General features: G+C 49.9%; 11 protein-coding genes and 1 pseudogene. 4 read left to right on the forward strand and 8 right to left on the reverse strand.

Annotated elements, in window-relative coordinates; translation table 11 throughout:
* Positions 1-318: 318 nt before the first annotated feature.
* Both gap and GBC03_16005 read right to left on the reverse strand, forming a co-directional pair.
* Positions 319-1,329, reverse strand: a complete 1,011-nt coding sequence (gene gap / locus GBC03_16000; protein QFS71600.1) for a type I glyceraldehyde-3-phosphate dehydrogenase — start codon at positions 1,327-1,329, stop codon at positions 319-321.
* Positions 1,330-1,407: 78 nt separating this feature from the next.
* Positions 1,408-2,389: pseudogene (locus GBC03_16005) on the reverse strand (helix-turn-helix domain-containing protein).
* A 231-nt stretch (positions 2,390-2,620) separates the two neighbouring features.
* Here GBC03_16005 and GBC03_16010 point away from each other — a divergent pair.
* Entirely contained in the window at positions 2,621-3,385 is a 765-nt protein-coding gene (locus GBC03_16010; GenBank protein ID QFS71601.1) for a methyltransferase domain-containing protein, read from the forward strand.
* Between the two features lie 207 nt (positions 3,386-3,592).
* Here GBC03_16010 and deoC read toward each other — a convergent pair whose 3' ends face one another.
* The 3 genes from deoC to GBC03_16025 form a co-directional block, all read right to left on the reverse strand.
* A complete protein-coding gene (gene deoC / locus GBC03_16015) occupies positions 3,593-4,303 on the reverse strand; it encodes a deoxyribose-phosphate aldolase (protein ID QFS71602.1) in 711 nt (236 codons plus the stop codon).
* An 85-nt stretch (positions 4,304-4,388) separates the two neighbouring features.
* A complete protein-coding gene (locus tag GBC03_16020; protein QFS71603.1) occupies positions 4,389-5,207 on the reverse strand; it encodes a UTRA domain-containing protein in 819 nt (272 codons plus the stop codon).
* Positions 5,208-5,461: 254 nt separating this feature from the next.
* On the reverse strand, positions 5,462-5,815 hold the full coding sequence (locus tag GBC03_16025) for a helix-turn-helix domain-containing protein (protein QFS71604.1): 354 nt from the start codon (positions 5,813-5,815) through the stop codon (positions 5,462-5,464).
* 333 nt (positions 5,816-6,148) lie between these two features.
* Here GBC03_16025 and GBC03_16030 point away from each other — a divergent pair, with 333 nt between their 5' ends.
* Positions 6,149-7,324, forward strand: a complete 1,176-nt coding sequence (locus tag GBC03_16030; protein ID QFS71605.1) for an efflux RND transporter periplasmic adaptor subunit — start codon at positions 6,149-6,151, stop codon at positions 7,322-7,324.
* Positions 7,325-7,347: 23 nt separating this feature from the next.
* Positions 7,348-10,503 (forward strand): multidrug efflux RND transporter permease subunit OqxB, encoded by a 3,156-nt coding sequence (oqxB, locus tag GBC03_16035; protein QFS71606.1) that lies wholly within the window; start codon positions 7,348-7,350, stop codon positions 10,501-10,503.
* 65 nt (positions 10,504-10,568) lie between these two features.
* On the opposite strand, the gene GBC03_16040 is transcribed toward oqxB, so the two are convergent.
* Together GBC03_16040 and GBC03_16045 are read right to left on the reverse strand one after the other, a co-directional pair.
* Positions 10,569-11,048: a transcriptional regulator gene (locus tag GBC03_16040; GenBank protein QFS71607.1), complete on the reverse strand. Its 480-nt coding sequence runs from the start codon at positions 11,046-11,048 to the stop codon at positions 10,569-10,571.
* Positions 11,049-11,447: 399 nt separating this feature from the next.
* Positions 11,448-12,353, reverse strand: coding sequence for a diguanylate cyclase (locus GBC03_16045; GenBank protein ID QFS71608.1), 906 nt, complete (start codon positions 12,351-12,353; stop codon positions 11,448-11,450).
* 1,089 nt (positions 12,354-13,442) lie between these two features.
* Here GBC03_16045 and GBC03_16050 point away from each other — a divergent pair.
* Complete coding sequence (locus tag GBC03_16050; protein ID QFS71609.1) at positions 13,443-15,128, forward strand: HAMP domain-containing protein; 1,686 nt, start codon at positions 13,443-13,445, stop codon at positions 15,126-15,128.
* Between the two features lie 146 nt (positions 15,129-15,274).
* On the opposite strand, the gene GBC03_16055 is transcribed toward GBC03_16050, so the two are convergent.
* Positions 15,275-16,444, reverse strand: coding sequence for a putative C-S lyase (locus GBC03_16055; GenBank protein QFS71610.1), 1,170 nt, complete (start codon positions 16,442-16,444; stop codon positions 15,275-15,277).
* Positions 16,445-16,485: the final 41 nt, after the last annotated feature.

The following is a 16,485-nucleotide window of genomic DNA, read 5'->3' on the forward strand; positions in this document are numbered from 1 at the left end:
TGGATTAAAACCAGACGATGACAACGCTGCCATTTTCCCGGCGTCGAACCTTGCCAGAAGATCCCGGAAGGCAATGCGCGCATTTTTTTATTATCTTCCCGTATTTTTTTCATTCGATCCTTACCCTGTTCGCGCTGCCTGAAACCGCAAGACATCATGCAATAACGCAACCACAAAGCATGCTGCGAGACAAATGGCGCGGATGACCGCACCGCAGCAGGTGCGGGCCCGGCAGCATCGCAGGTAACGACGGCACGCGGCAGAAATTAAAAATCCACGCCAGGCGTGGATTTTAGAGGGCGGGTGAGAGCGGCGAGGTTAGCGTTCACGCCTTGCCATCAACAGCGCGAGGTCGACGAGGCGATTGGAGAATCCCCATTCATTGTCGTACCACGCCAGAATTTTGACCATATTGCCGCCAATCACCAGCGTTGAGAGACCGTCGATAATGGAAGAACGCGGGTCACCCTGGTAGTCGCTTGAGACGAGCGGTTCATCGCTATAGCCGAGGATCCCTTTCAGTGGCCCGCTGGCGGCGGCTTCACGAAATGCATTGTTGACCTCTTCAGTCGTCACATCCCGCTCAAGCGTTACGGTCAGGTCGACAATGGACACCACCGGAACCGGTACGCGCAGCGAGTAACCGGTTAAGCGACCGTCCAGTTCAGGAATGACTTTGCCAAGCGCCTTCGCGGCACCGCTGGAGTAAGGCACAATCGACAGTGCGGCGGCGCGGGCACCACGAAGATCTTTTTCCGGCTGGTCATGCAGCGCCTGGCTGTTGGTATAGGCGTGGGTGGTGTTCATCAGACCATGCTTAATACCAAAATGCTGGTGCAAAACCTGCGCGGCAGGTGCCAGACCGTTGGTGGTGCAGCTACCGTTGCTGACCACGAAGTGTTTATCCGGGGAGTAAAGGCTATCGTTAACGCCCATCACGATGGTTAAATCATCGTTTTTACCGGGGGCGGAGATAATCACTCGCTTTGCGCCACCGCTGTGGATGTGCACCGCTGCTTTATCTCGATCAGTGAAAAAGCCGGTTGCTTCAATGACGATATCAACTTCACTCTGACGCCAGGGGATATTGGCGGGGTCGCGTTCACTGAACACGGTAATGGGTTTACCGTCAACCACAAGCTGCCCCTCACCGGCGGTGACATCGGCGTCGAGTTTACCGAGCAGCGAGTCGTATTTCAGCAAATGCGCCAGCGTTTTACTGTCTGTCAGATCGTTGATTGCCACAATCTGAATATCCGGGTTGCCCAGTGCAGCACGCAGTACGTTGCGTCCGATACGGCCAAAACCGTTAATACCGACCTTTACCATGATCAACTCCTTATCTGTTGTCTCTGAAGGTAATGTAGGTCGGTGGCCCGTTGGCGTAAATGACAAAAAAGGATCACTTTACGCCATTTTACGACAGTGAAAGCGCTGGCGATATTCACCAGGCGTAAGTTGAAGCTGTTTTTCAAACAGCCGCCGCAGGTTAATGCTGCTGCCAAATCCCGTTTGTTCGGCGATACGATCCAGCGTCTCGTTGGTCTGCTCCAGACGCTGTCGGGCAGCGGCCAGACGGGCTTCGGCGACATAGCGCGCCGGTGAAGCGCCGGTTTCCCGGGTAAACACGCGGGTGAAATTACGCGGACTCATGGCGACTTTTTCCGCCAGCTTATCCACACTGAGGTCGGCGGTGAGGTTCTCGAGCAACCATGCCTGCAGATCGTTAATGGGGCCCAGGGCGCTGGTCTGCTGAAGGTTATAGCGGCTAAACTGCAACTGGCCTCCGGGGCGGCGCAGGTACATGACGAAGTCCTGGGCGATGTCGCGCGCCAGGCTGAATCCGTAGTCTTCTTCAACCAGCGCAAGCGTCAGATCAAAGCCGGAACTGACTCCGCCTGATGTCCAGATGTGTTCGTCCTGAATATAGAGTGGACCGCCCTCGACGCGCACCCGAGGAAATTCGGCCTGCATGGTTTCCAGTAGCTTCCAGTGGGTGGTGGCGCGTCTGCCATCCAGCAGTCCGCTTTGTGCCAACAGCATCGCACCGCCGCAAATGGATGCAATACGGCGGGCATGAGGAGCGGCCAGGCGCAGCCAGTCAACTACCGCAATCCCTTCCTGCGGATTTTGACCTTTGCCAGTGATAATGATGGTATCAAGAGGCTCACGAGGGTCAATTTCATGCAGGCGATGATCTGCCAGTAAATTTAAACCGGACTGACCATGGATCACCTGATGCGGCTGGGTTGTTGCTAGCTGAACCTGGTAACAGACGTCCGTAGCGCCTTCTGGATGCAGGCGGTTGGCCTGCATCCAGAAGGTCGGCAATACCAGCGGATTCAAACAGCATACCGCCATCGGGGACAATGATTAGTATCTTCTTCATGTCCTGAAAAGTAATCTTTTTACAGAATAAGTCAACAACACAGACGCAAACGGGAAAAGCCTTATTCCTGCCGTAGTGACAGTCCCAACGCTAACCGCCAGCAAACGGACCGTGAATTGTGACGATAAGTGGCGAGTGGGAGCGTATTTTTTTCTTGATGTAAATCATTCTCATTTTCACGCTATCATGTTAACTTGCTTTTAATATGCAACTTATAGTGAGGGCATCGTCATGAGCGCAAGTGAGAAAGCCGGACATACATTTTTAGCCAGCCTGGGGAAAACCCGTTTGCGACCCGGCGGCGTTGAGGCTACCGAGTGGCTGTTCAGTCAGTCGAATCTCACGGCGGACAGTGTCGTGCTGGAAGTCGCCTGCAACATGGGTACCACGTCCATCGAACTCGCCCAGCGCTTTGGCTGCACAATATATGCCATCGATATGGATAAAAACGCACTGACGAAGGCCCGGCAAAACGTCGCGGCTGCGGGTCTACAGGATAAAATTCAGGTGCTGGATGCGAACGCCACTAAATTGCCTTTCGCCGACGAGGCCTTCGATGTCGTGATTAACGAAGCGATGCTGACCATGTACGTGGACAAGGCGAAATCCCGGCTGATTAATGAATATTATCGGGTGCTCAAACCCGGCGGTCGCCTGCTGACACACGACATTATGTTCACCCATGAACATCTGGAGGCGGTCAGACAGACGCAACTGGAAGACGTTGTGAAATCCAACGTCAGCCCGATGACCCGAACGGCATGGAAAGCACTGTTTATCGCCAACGGCTTCCAGTCGGTCAACACGCATCACGGCGAGATGTCTCTTATGTCCCCGTCAGGGCTGATTCGTGACGAGGGTCTGACGGGCACGGCGAAGATCCTGTTTAACGGATTGCGAACCCGTGAGAACAGGACGCGCTTTCTGGGGATGTTCCGCTTCTTCCGGCACCATCGCCATCAGTTGAACTACATCGCCTGCTGCTCACGGAAATAATGTCCAGGTGGCCTGACGCAATGGTCTGTTTATTGATCCTGTGCGCTAGCGGCCAGTTCAGTCACTTTTAAAGTTGTGGACACGGTAGTAGGGCTTTCATGGACCCCCGTGGTTGAGAACTCACACCATGCAATTCCGGACCGCTTTTAACCGTTTCATAATAGCGGGCAGTCACCTGCCCGCAAATATCAACAGATACTTTTAGCATTAAGCATCCAGGCCTAAAACCACGGGGGTGGATCGATAACCAATTCCCATACGGTCGATTCCCATATCAATCAATTGCAGGAAGTGTTCACGCGTACGTATACATCCAGAACCTTTTACTTTGCAGCGTCCCTTTGCCGCATCGAGCATCACCTGAATCACCTCTGGTGTAGCACCTTTACTTTCGCCGCCGGTATAGAACCCGGTGGATGTTTTGACGAAATCCGCCCCGGCGCGGCATGCGTATTCCGTGGCGGTTGCAACCTGTTCCAGCGTTAACGCATCGGTTTCAAAAATCACTTTCAACAGGGTGTCGTAACGATGAGCAACGGCTGCCACAGCCCGGATGTCCTCTTCAAATTCCTGCCATTGCCCACTGCGGATAAAACCATAGTTGGCGACGATATCGAGGTCTTCAACGTCACCGTTTTGACAGATAATTTCGGCCTGCTTGACTTTGGATACCGTTGACGATGCGCCAAACGGGAAATCACACACGACACAAATGCCGGTGTTTGTCCCTTTGCACATCGTCCTGGCGATGTCGAGATATGCCGGGTTTATGCACACGGTTTTACAATTAAAATCAATACCTTCCTGAATGTATTTCTGAACTTCCGCCAGGGTAAATTCTGGTTTGAGGACCGACTGATCGATGTACCGACCCAGCTCCTGAGGTGACATCTCTGCGGCTTTCTTTTGCGGCTTCATAGGCGATCTCCATTCATTGTTTCATTTGTATGATACATATTAGAGAGTGAAAGCGCGTTGTCAATATCTAAAAGAACAGGGGCAATCAGCATGTTAACTGGCGGGAAAAATCGACCCTCGCTTTAGCTGAATTCTGCCCGGCATTAAACAGGTCAATTTTAAAATTGCACTTATCCGCTCGGGTCACCGACGTCGTATATTCAAAGACAAAACCGTTCTCAAGGAATGAAACACGTTCAATATGGTAACCGGCCATGACTTTTTCCGTGCACTGCAGATAATGTGCGGCTGATTTGTTGATAATCACCGCTTCAATATGTTCAGTAGCATGCGCAATATTCAGCCCAAACTCATTTTTGAGAACATCATAAAGGGAAAGGGTGGCAAAGTCGTAAAACTCAATGCCGGGGCACAGATTCCAGGGAATACAGGTCGTTTCCAGAAGCAGGGGGGTGTCATCCCCCAGTCGGACTCGTTTCAGGATGAAAACCTTACGCTGCGTTGGCGTCAGGTTCAGTTTGTCAGCAACCATCTCATCTGCATCGCTCACTTCCGATTGCAGCACCAGCGAATGGGGTTTTATTCCCTGTTCCCGCATACTTTCAGTGAAATTATAGAGCGAATTGAGTCGGCGATTAATTTTCTTATCGGCAATGAAGGTGCCTTTACGACGCTGACGTACAATAAGACCTTCCTCAAGAAGTTCATTGAACGCCAGTCGAACGGTTGTCCTGCTGATATTAAGAATGTCACACAACTCATTTTCGGTGACGATTTTATCATGGGGCCTGAATACGCCGAGCTTGATTTGATGGCGAATAAACGCGGCCAGTTGCGAATACATAGAAGAACGAGTGCCTTCGGTAAAACGGAAGTTATCTTTGATAAAGAGTCCAGTGTCCATAGCATTCTCTTCTGACCTATTGTGTCACTCAAAGGTATCATACCATTAAATAGCCAGCCACGGCTGTCGCGCATTATGGTGCGTAATGACGTTTAAGATTTGTTATGGCGTGACGAACCCGCTGTCTGTCTTTCAACGCGACACCGGTGAGAATGGGCTCAGGCGACACGATGAGCAGCGAAGAGAGGGGCAATCAAATCATCAGGCAGGCGTAGGGGCATTCACAATGGTTCCAACCACCGAGAGAGGCATGACTAACATTGGCGAAGTTTGGTCAACGGGCAGCCGGCACTGCGGCGCCACGCGCCGGGAGCCTGACCGTACTGACGCTTGAAACTGCGGTTGAATGACTGCTGAGAGTCAAAGCCCAACGCGATCGCCACGTTCAAAATCGGTTCGTCGCTGTGGGTTAAGCGTTCAACCGATTTTCGCAGCTTTTGGGCACGAATATACCCGGCGAGGGGATAACCCGTATGTTCTTTGAAGAGGCGCTGGAGGTGCCATTTCGAATAACCGGCTCGCCTGGAAACGGTGTCGATGTCCAGGCGGTTATCAAGGTTGTTGTCGATCCAGTCGAGTAAATCGTGAATAAATGCGCCAGTGTTCATCTTGTTTCCCCCCGTCGCTTATTTAAAAGCATCTTTGTCTGTTGCATTTAAAGGTGGCCTGTTTTTGCATTAATTGCAAGTTTTATTGTTACACTTAAATCCTTGCCGGAAACGCGTCTTTTGGCACTGACACCAACAGCACATAAAGTGTATCAATTATTCTTGCACTAAATTTCACGCCTCCCTACAATCGCCGAAATAGTGTATTCGCAACTGTTACAGTTTTGTGGCGATGAACGACACAAATGTCCCTGAGCCAGCCCGGACAAAGGAAGTGGCGCGGTGTCTCCTGCTGCGTCTTGCCCGGCGGCTACAATTACCGGAATAAAAATAATGAGCCTGCAAAAAACCTGGGTTAGCTTTCATCTGCATGCGCTGGGAGCGATGCTGCTCGGCGTACTGCTCGTCGGTTGCGATGACGGTGTCGCCCAAAACGTCGCGCCACAAGCTCCCGCCGTCAGCGCCGCTGACGTGGTAATGAAATCCATTAATCAGTGGGATAGTTTTAATGGCAGGATTGACGCGGTGGAAAGTGTTCAGCTACGCCCGCGCGTCTCTGGCTACATTGATAAAGTGAATTACACCGACGGTCAGGAGGTGAAAAAAGGGGAGGTGCTGTTCACTATCGATGACAGGACCTATCGCGCCGCGCTGGAACAGGCGCAGGCGACGTTGGCGAGAGCCAAAACCCAGGCAAGCCTCGCGCGAAGTGAGGCGAACCGTACCGATAAATTAGTCAATACTAATGTCGTCTCCCGCGAAGAATGGGAGCAGCGCCGTTCGGTCGCCACCCAGGCACAGGCCGACATCCGCGCAGCGCAGGCGGCCGTTGATGCTGCGCAACTTAACCTGGATTTCACCAAAGTGACCGCGCCTATTGAGGGTCGCGCCAGCCGTGCGTTAATCACCAGCGGTAATCTGGTCACCGCGGGGGACAGCGCCAGCGTGCTCACCACGCTGGTATCGCAGAAGACGGTTTACGTCTACTTTGACGTGGATGAGTCGACCTACCTTCATTATCAAAACCTCGCCCGCAGCGGGCAGGGCGCGTCCAGTAATCATCTGGCGCTACCGGTTGAAATTGGCCTTGTTGGCGAGGATGGCTATCCCCATCAGGGAAAAGTCGATTTTCTTGATAATCAGTTAACGCCGAGTACCGGCACAATCCGTATGCGCGCGCTATTAGATAACGCGCAGCGTCAGTTCACGCCGGGACTCTTTGCCCGCGTACGCCTGCCGGGCAGCGCGGAGTTCAACGCCATGCTTATCGACGACAAAGCGGTGCTGACCGATCAGGATCGCAAATATGTTTATATCGTTGATAAAGAAGGTAAAGCGCAGCGCCGCGATATTACACCGGGGCGTCTGGCCGCCGGATTACGCATCGTGCAGCAGGGACTGAACCCTGGCGACAGAGTCATCGTCGATGGTTTACAAAAAGTGTTTATGCCGGGTATGCCGGTTAACGCGAAAACCGTCGCCATGACCGCCAGCGCCACCCTCAACTGATCCCTTACCTGAGAATCCGCCACATGGACTTTTCCCGCTTTTTCATCGACAGGCCGATCTTTGCCGCGGTGCTGTCGATTCTGATTTTTATCACAGGATTAATCGCCATCCCGCTGTTGCCGGTCAGCGAATATCCTGATGTCGTACCGCCAAGCGTACAGGTGCGTGCGGAGTATCCAGGCGCCAACCCGAAAGTGATTGCGGAGACCGTGGCAACGCCGCTGGAAGAAGCGATCAACGGCGTTGAAAACATGATGTACATGAAATCCGTCGCAGGCTCTGACGGTGTGCTGGTGACCACCGTCACGTTCCGTCCGGGCACAGACCCCGATCAGGCGCAGGTTCAGGTACAAAACAGGGTATCCCAGGCCGAGGCGCGTCTGCCGGAAGATGTGCGCCGTCTGGGTATCACCACCCAGAAACAGTCGCCGACGCTCACGCTGGTGGTGCATCTGTTTTCGCCTGGCGGTAAGTACGATTCACTGTATATGCGCAACTATGCCACGCTAAAAGTGAAGGACGAGCTGGCGCGTCTGCCTGGCGTTGGTCAGATCCAGATTTTTGGCTCAGGCGAATATGCTATGCGCATCTGGTTGGATCCAAACAAGGTGGCGGCACGCGGATTAACCGCTTCGGATGTGGTAACGGCGATGCAGGAGCAAAACGTACAGGTTTCCGCCGGGCAGCTTGGCGCCGAGCCGCTGCCGAAAGAGAGCGATTTCCTGATCTCCATTAACGCCCAGGGGCGTCTGCATACGGAAGAAGAGTTTGGCAACATTGTCCTGAAAACCACGCAGGACGGTACGGTTGTCCGCCTGCGCGACGTGGCGCGTATCGAAATGGGCTCCGGAAGCTATGCGCTGCGTTCACAGCTTAACAATAAAGACGCGGTCGGGATTGGTATCTTCCAGTCTCCGGGGGCAAACGCCATTGATTTGTCTGACGCGGTGCGCGCCAAAATGAACGAGCTGTCCACGCGTTTCCCGGAAGATATGAAATGGGCGGCACCTTACGATCCTACCGTTTTCGTTCGCGATTCCATTCGCGCGGTAGTGCAAACGCTGCTGGAAGCGGTGGTGCTGGTTGTACTGGTGGTCATTTTGTTCCTGCAAACCTGGCGCGCATCAATTATTCCACTGATCGCGGTGCCGGTATCGGTCGTGGGCACGTTCAGCATTCTCTACCTTCTTGGTTTTTCGCTTAATACCCTGAGTTTGTTCGGGCTGGTATTGGCTATTGGTATCGTTGTGGATGACGCCATCGTCGTGGTGGAAAACGTCGAGCGAAATATCGAAGAGGGGCTTGCTCCACTTGAGGCGGCGCATCAGGCGATGCGAGAAGTTTCCGGGCCGATTATCGCCATTGCGCTGGTGCTGTGCGCGGTATTCGTACCGATGGCGTTTCTCTCCGGGGTAACCGGTCAGTTCTACAAACAGTTTGCGGTGACTATCGCAATTTCAACCGTGATCTCTGCTATCAACTCGTTGACGCTCTCTCCGGCGCTGGCTGCCCTGCTATTAAAGCCGCATGGCGCACCGAAAGACTTCCCGACCAGGCTTATTGATCGCCTGTTCGGTTGGCTTTTCCGTCCATTTAACCGCTTTTTCCACCGCAGCTCGAACGGCTATCAAGGGCTGGTTGGCAAAACGCTCGGACGACGGGGAGCGGTATTTGCTGTCTATGTGCTGCTGCTCTGTGCTGCTGGCGTCATGTTTAAAGCCGTACCCGGCGGGTTTATTCCAACGCAGGATAAGCTGTATTTAATTGGCGGCGTGAAAATGCCAGAAGGGGCGTCGCTGGCACGCACCGATTCGGTGATCCGCAAAATGAGCGAAATCGGTATGAATACCGAAGGTGTGGATTATGCGGTTGCCTTCCCGGGGCTTAATGCGCTGCAGTTCACCAACACGCCGAATACCGGGACCGTCTTTTTTGGCCTGAAACCGTTCGATCAGCGCAAACACTCTGCGGCGGAAATTAACGCGGAGATCAACGCTAAAATCGCGCAAATCCAGCAGGGCTTTGGTTTCTCCATTTTGCCACCGCCGATATTAGGGTTGGGGCAGGGCTCCGGGTATTCGCTGTATATCCAGGATCGCGCAGGTCTTGGTTATGGCGCGCTGCAAAACGCGGTGAACACGATGTCTGGTGCAATTATGCAGACGCCGGGGATGCATTTCCCGATCTCAACCTACCAGGCTAACGTTCCGCAACTGGATGTACAGGTCGATCGTGATAAGGCGAAAGCGCAGGGCGTGTTGCTGACCGACCTGTTTGGTACGCTGCAAACCTATCTGGGATCGTCTTATGTGAATGATTTTAACCAGTTTGGGCGTACCTGGCGCGTGATGGCGCAAGCCGACGGACCGTTCCGCGACAGCGTGGAAGATATTGCTAATTTGCGCACCCGTAATAATCAGGGCGAAATGGTGCCGATCGGCAGTATGGTGAATATCAGTACCACCTACGGGCCGGATCCGGTGATTCGCTACAATGGTTATCCGGCGGCGGATCTCATTGGCGATGCCGATCCTCGCATACTCTCTTCCGCACAGGCGATGACGCAGCTTGATAAGATGTCGAAGCAGATACTGCCGAATGGGATGAATATTGAATGGACGGATCTGAGCTTCCAGCAGGCCACTCAGGGCAATACGGCGCTGATTGTCTTCCCGGTTGCGGTTCTGCTGGCTTTCCTGGTGCTGGCGGCACTGTATGAAAGCTGGACGCTACCGCTGGCGGTGATCCTTATCGTCCCGATGACCATGCTGTCCGCTCTGTTTGGCGTCTGGTTGACCGGTGGTGATAACAACGTGTTCGTTCAGGTTGGTCTGGTTGTACTTATGGGGCTCGCCTGTAAAAACGCTATTCTGATCGTTGAGTTCGCCCGCGAGCTGGAAATCCAGGGGAAGGGTATCATGGATGCGGCGTTGGAAGCCTGTCGTCTGCGCTTACGCCCGATTGTGATGACGTCCATCGCCTTTATTGCCGGGACGATTCCACTGATCCTCGGGCACGGCGCAGGTGCAGAAGTGCGTGGTGTCACCGGTATCACGGTGTTTTCCGGTATGCTGGGCGTGACGTTGTTTGGTTTGTTCCTGACGCCGGTGTTTTACGTTACGCTGCGTAAATTCGTTGCGCGCGGTAAACCGGTAAGGGATGTTTTGCCTGTTTCTTAAGGCATTGCACATAACGAAAAAACCGCCTTCACCGTTAAGGCGGTTTTTTTGCAGTAGGGAAATAACTAATGCGCTTTTTTAGACCGGGCATCAATTTCAGGGACCGGATCGCAGCCGCTGGTATCGGCTTTTTTGACCTCTTCCAGCGCGCTTGCCACGGTATGGCGAGCTAATACCTCTAATGAAGCCTGCTCCGCTTCATCGGCGATAGATTTGAAGTACCAACACGCGTTGGCGCTGACCACGCAGCGAGCAGGTATGTCAGGACGCGACGCCCACAGTTTTTTATCTTCTATGACGGAAATGTAGATATCGCGCAGGGTGATCTTGTCCGCCGGGCGACCAAGATGAATAGAACCGTTGCGGCCAAGCGTTGAGACGATGATACCGTCACGCGTGAGCGGAACCATTAATTTGCGAATAAAGCTCGGATTCGCTTCCAGACCATAGGCCAGAATTGCACTTGTCGAACGTTCACCCGATTGCTCCGCCATCGCTACGCTGAGAACCATCTGCAAAGCTGTCGGGAAGCGGTAATCTAACATTTTATTGTCCTGGGTTGCGGTGAATCTTGTTCTTTTTGGCACCGCGGAGGTGGATAAACAGTAAGCATCAATATAACAAAAAGGGTAATTTTTTTGAAGCAGTGAACGATTGACCTGACAGGCAAAAATGCGTTTCCGGTACGCGCCGGAGGGGAGAAAAGCATCAATCGCGAACGCTTTATTGATCTCAAATTCAACGATAGCGGATCGCGATGCTGTCCTGGCTACAATCAATGTTTCACTTAACTCTTTATCTGAAAACTCCTTATCTGAAAACAACGGGAAACTACACGACAAACCTTCATGACATACGGCAATTGAACGCTATCGTAATGTCATTCGTGAATTGGGTCTGTCGAGTAATGTGCAAATCCTCTCTGAAATTTCTGCAAATATGATTTACTGAGACCATTCAGTTTTACCTCGCCCGGTGTTTTTTGCTTTATACAACGCTTCATCGACGCGTTTGATAAACGCACTGGTTTTTTCGTCTTTATTTTTAATGCCCAGCCCGATACTTATTGATAATGTGTTTTCTTCATCAATGGCGATTTTTGACGTATCATGCATAATCATGCTGGCATAGGTTGATAGTAATTTGGGATTTGCATTTTTTACCATAATGGCAAACTCCTCCCCGCCAATTCTTGTGGGTATGCAATTTTCTGATGAACAGGTGGAAAGTAATTTCCCAAACTTTCTGAGTGTTTCGTCACCTTTTACATGTCCGTATTGGTCATTAATCTTTTTAAAATGATCAATGTCAATTAAGATGAGACCCAGAGAAGGATAGGACAGGTCATGAATGGTGTTGATAAAAAAACGTCTGTTGGGTAGTTGCGTCAAATCATCGTATTTTGAAATTGTATTAGCCAGGGCATAGAGTTTTTCCAGGTCGCGTATTTTTTTATACCCCGAAATACAGACGAGAAAAATCCCCGCTAAGCGTAAAAAATTTTTCAGATAGCTGAGCCAGTGAGGCTGAAAGACGAGTTGTTCCGAAAACTCAAGCGTGGCGCCTGCCAGCCAGATGAGCAGGCCCGATCTCAACAGTACACTGTGTTTTGTGTACGCAGAAAATTTCCCGGTAAGATAAAGTGCCATCAACAGAAACAGAACAAGTGTTAGATCAAAATAAGTTTGTGGGTTTTGAAGGGCGCTACCAAAATAAACCGGTGGATAATTCCACCAGTTAACATAGAAAATAACAGCGATTATCAATATTCCCAACGCAAAGAGTATTAATGAACGTTTTGAGCCGTGACTACCTTTAGGTTCGCCTGGATATTGTAAAGAAAAATTCATTAGTATGCCTGCGAAAGCGTCTTTTTATAGCTATTGAGTGCGAACATTTTGATTTCTCCTGACGTCACTTTTCTCGTTTGCAATAAGCATACTGTATAAAAGACCAATGATAGCATTTGGCTATTGGAAGGTAAATATCGATCGTTGTTATCGATTAATAATAACGATCAATTGCTTATTTTCAATTGTTGAATTCTATCGATAGGTGAAACTCATGATATTTTGTATCTATACTTCCATTTCTGATTCTATTATTGGAATAAAATATCAATGTAACAAAAATTGTAGGGTTTAAATGTTGGCGCTGTCGTGGGATGGTTTTGTAAATATGACTATTGAAGAATGCCTGACCTGAGAGTGGTGTGTAAGCATCCCGCATAGGCGTCCCATTCACATTTAGCGATCGTCCGGCATACTCACTTTGCCAACGAAGGAGAGCGCTATGCGTAACACTCAGTTTTATTGAGCTTCAGGTCATGCCGGCATTCATTGATGATTTTCTTTGCCTGAACAATATCGTTGAATCAATGTTCACGCATAGCACCGAACGCACGCTACACCCAGGGGGATTTTCTGGTGACAGATGATAATCAATTCAGGTGTGTGGCGTAAAAATATCAGTCCATCCTTTCTGAAACTTTCAATTGATTAAAGCCTGTCATTTAATAATGGTGGTGATTTATTTTTATTGGACTGTATTAATATCAATGTTAATTATTCTTTATGCAATTAATGGGTATTGGTTAAGTTGTTATCTTTAGATTAATATGGAATCGGTTGTTGTTTTTTTATTCTTTTGTTTCCAGTTTGTAAATTATGAGATAAGCATAGAGTTGTCTTTTTCAATTAAAAAACAACATGATACGGTTTGCTTTGCGCGTGAGTTCCCGTCTTGTTTCAGAATGTCAATGTTTTTTTGAGATAATGAACACGTTAAAGTCCTCTCCCTTTCTGCCGATAGATACGCTGGCACATGTTCAAAACATGATCAATTTCAATATGTTAGCTTGACTCCGTCCTTGGGTGGAACGTTCCCGGTATTGTTCTGATTTTTTCACCGGGTGGCAGGGAAAAGGTGACTTTTTTTGTATGAGACAGCAGATGAAAATAAATAATTTTGGTGTTGGTACCCGAATGGGGGCTGGCTTCAGTATTGTTCTCACCCTTGTCGTTATTATGGCTGTAACGGGTATCGTTAAATTAAACGGCATATTGAAGGAGACCCATGCTATTACGGACAGGTTGCTGGTTCTGGAGCGACTCACGGGAGCGTGGGGGGCGGCAATTGACTATAACGGCGCGATGGGGCTGTCTGTGCTGACTTCCTCTGATGAGGGAATTAAAAAATTTGCCCAGTCAAAAATGAAAGTGGTGACAGAGCGCGTGAGTGCCATTCAGAAGGAACTGACAGAATTAATTGTCTCTGATACGGGTAAGTCACTCCTGGCGACCGTGGCTGATAAAAGAAAACTGTACATTGATATTCGCAATGAGGCGATTCGCATCAGCGAACAAGGGAATGGTGACGCCACCAATGCATTTATTCGCGAGAAACTCATTCCCGCCATGGAGGTCTATTCCGGCAGCGTAAAAGCACTGGAAGATTACGATAAAGCACAAATTGATGAAGCCGCTGATTCCATTCAGGGGAATGGCTCGGCAGCAATTCAGGCTCTGATTGTTCTTGGTGTCATCGCTATTCTCGTCGGCAGTCTGTTGGCGTGGTTTATCACTCGCGGGATAACTCGCCCATTGTTGTCTGCCGTTCATGTGGCCCGGGAAGTGGCGTCCGGTAATCTGGGCATCGAGGTTAAAGTGGAATCCCGAGACCAGCTTGGACAACTGATGCTCTCCCTGAGGGAAATGACGGAGAGTCTGCGTAATACAGTACGCAAAGTCCGTGAAGGGGCCGACAGCATAGCGTTAGCCGCGGCTGAAATTAATAGTGGTAACACCGATCTGGCATCTCGCACGGAAGAGCAAGCGGCAGGAGTGGAAGAGACCGCCTCGACTCTGGAAGAGCTGACGGCAACGATTAACAATACAGCAGCAAATACGGCGCAGGCGCATCGTTACGTGAGTGAGACAGCATCTGTCGTGAAACAGAATGGCGCAGTGATGAGTGAAGTGTCTTCCCGAATGCAGGAAATTTACGATTCCTCATCAAAAATGGCTGACATCATCCAGGTTATTGATGGTATAGCCTTCCAGACCAATATTCTGGCGCTGAATGCTGCAGTGGAAGCCGCGCGAGCGGGTGAGTCCGGACGTGGTTTTGCTGTGGTGGCTGGAGAAGTCCGTACACTGGCGCAACGCAGTGCGTCAGCGGCTCGTGAAATTAAGGAATTGATCGATGACTCTGTCTCCCGAATTGCCTCTGGCCGCAACCTGGTTGAAAAAGCAGATGGCGGCATGACGGGAATTGTTACCAACGTCCAGAACATGACTCAACTGATTGAGGAAATCGCGCAAGCGAGCCGGGAGCAGAGTGATGGGATTGCTCAAATCAACAGTGCGATGGGACAGATTGATACCACCACACAGCAGAATGCCGCGCTCGTTGAAGAGTCAGCCGCCGCAGCCTCTTCAATGCTGGAGCAATCCCGTGTACTCCAGGATATGGTCAGCGTGTTCAGTCTGAATGAGGAAGGAAAACAAGCCGCAAACATGGCCTCAGAAAAACGTGTTAGTCACCTGAGGGAAAGGAATAATGGCGAAAAATATGTGTTGTCCAAAAAGATAGCTTCGGAAACAGACAACTGGGAAACTTTCTGAGCACTATAAAAATGAAAAATCCACGCAATTGCGTGGATTTTATCGTTTAATCAGGTGGACAAATTTACTGTGCCACTACAGCCTGATGTTGTGCCGGCGTTCTCAAACCGGTTCTCACACTCAAAGCAGGATCCTACCTCACGCTGTTAGCCAGATAGCGTGCTATATGCTGACTTAAGATTTTCCATTGCCTGAACCAGGACTGAACGAGAACATCCCACATTGATCCTCATATGTTTCTCCCCGCCAGGACCGTACTGAATTCCAGGAGAAAGGCCCAGTTGTGCATCTTTAATGAAAAATGAGGCCAGTTCTTCGTCATCCAACCCCAGTTTTTCAGCATTCAAAAATAATAAATAAGATGCCCCGCCATAGATTACTGAGATTTTAGGGCAGTAGCGTTCAATTGATTGTTTCACAAAATTAACATTTCCAGCGAGGTAGACTCGTAACTCCTGATACCAGTCGTCACAATAGGTGTACGCTGAAAATATAGCTGACTGCTGAAGATAATTGGTTTCCGCGAGGTGACAGCGGTCAAGAAAACGATAGAGTTTATCTCGTAATTGCCGGTTCTTTATAATCATAAACCCGCCCTGAATCCCTGGCGTATTAAATGTTTTGCCCGTGGAGTGCAGGACGACAGATTGGTTTTCCATATCGTCATCGATATTAAAAAAGGGGATGTGCTTTTTATCTGTCAATGTTAGATCGCAATGCACTTCATCCGAGATGACAATTACGCCTTCTTCGTGACAAAAACGTTTTATCTTTAAAAGTATCTCTCTGCCCCACACAACCCCGCCGGGGTTGTGTGGGGAAACGAACAAAAATAGTTTGGATTTTTTCAATTTTTCTCTGAAATCATCCCAGTTAATATCATAGGTTCCATCATTCTCAATGAGCGGAGACTGGAGTAAATGACGATAACTACCAGGCACAAAATTCCGATATGGATCATATACCGGAGTGAGCGTCAGTATGTTATCACCAGGCTCCGTCAGCGCTAGTAGAGTTAAAACCACCGTTTTTATCACGCCGGGAATAAAATGTAACCATTCCTCATTAAGCAGGCAGTCATACTGTTTTTGATACCAGTGAATGACAGACTCCTTCCAGCCCGGATAATCCATGTTGTAACCCTGCACAGGCTGAGATAAAACCGTAGCCAGTTCTGTTTGAATAGCCTGTGGGGTTTTGAAATCCATATCTGCAATCCATAACGGGATGATATCTTCCGTGCCGAACATTTTTTTCATTTGTCCGATTTTGCGGCTAACAGGATCTCTGTCGATGACACTATCAAATAAAGACATATTTATTACACCGATATCTTTTAGGTTAATTTCGGTAATAC

Origin of the sequence: Citrobacter telavivensis (genome assembly GCA_009363175.1) — a bacterium.
GTDB lineage: Bacteria > Pseudomonadota > Gammaproteobacteria > Enterobacterales > Enterobacteriaceae > Citrobacter_A > Citrobacter_A telavivensis.

Coding starts and splice junctions, on each gene's coding strand:
- gap (QFS71600.1), bottom strand. CDS start 1,329: ATGGTAAAGGTCGGTATTAACGGTTTTGGCCGTATCGGACGCAACGTA.
- GBC03_16010 (QFS71601.1), top strand. CDS start 2,621: ATGAGCGCAAGTGAGAAAGCCGGACATACATTTTTAGCCAGCCTGGGG.
- deoC (QFS71602.1), bottom strand. CDS start 4,303: ATGAAGCCGCAAAAGAAAGCCGCAGAGATGTCACCTCAGGAGCTGGGT.
- GBC03_16020 (QFS71603.1), bottom strand. CDS start 5,207: ATGGACACTGGACTCTTTATCAAAGATAACTTCCGTTTTACCGAAGGC.
- GBC03_16025 (QFS71604.1), bottom strand. CDS start 5,815: ATGAACACTGGCGCATTTATTCACGATTTACTCGACTGGATCGACAAC.
- GBC03_16030 (QFS71605.1), top strand. CDS start 6,149: ATGAGCCTGCAAAAAACCTGGGTTAGCTTTCATCTGCATGCGCTGGGA.
- oqxB (QFS71606.1), top strand. CDS start 7,348: ATGGACTTTTCCCGCTTTTTCATCGACAGGCCGATCTTTGCCGCGGTG.
- GBC03_16040 (QFS71607.1), bottom strand. CDS start 11,048: ATGTTAGATTACCGCTTCCCGACAGCTTTGCAGATGGTTCTCAGCGTA.
- GBC03_16045 (QFS71608.1), bottom strand. CDS start 12,353: ATGAATTTTTCTTTACAATATCCAGGCGAACCTAAAGGTAGTCACGGC.
- GBC03_16050 (QFS71609.1), top strand. CDS start 13,443: ATGAGACAGCAGATGAAAATAAATAATTTTGGTGTTGGTACCCGAATG.
- GBC03_16055 (QFS71610.1), bottom strand. CDS start 16,444: ATGTCTTTATTTGATAGTGTCATCGACAGAGATCCTGTTAGCCGCAAA.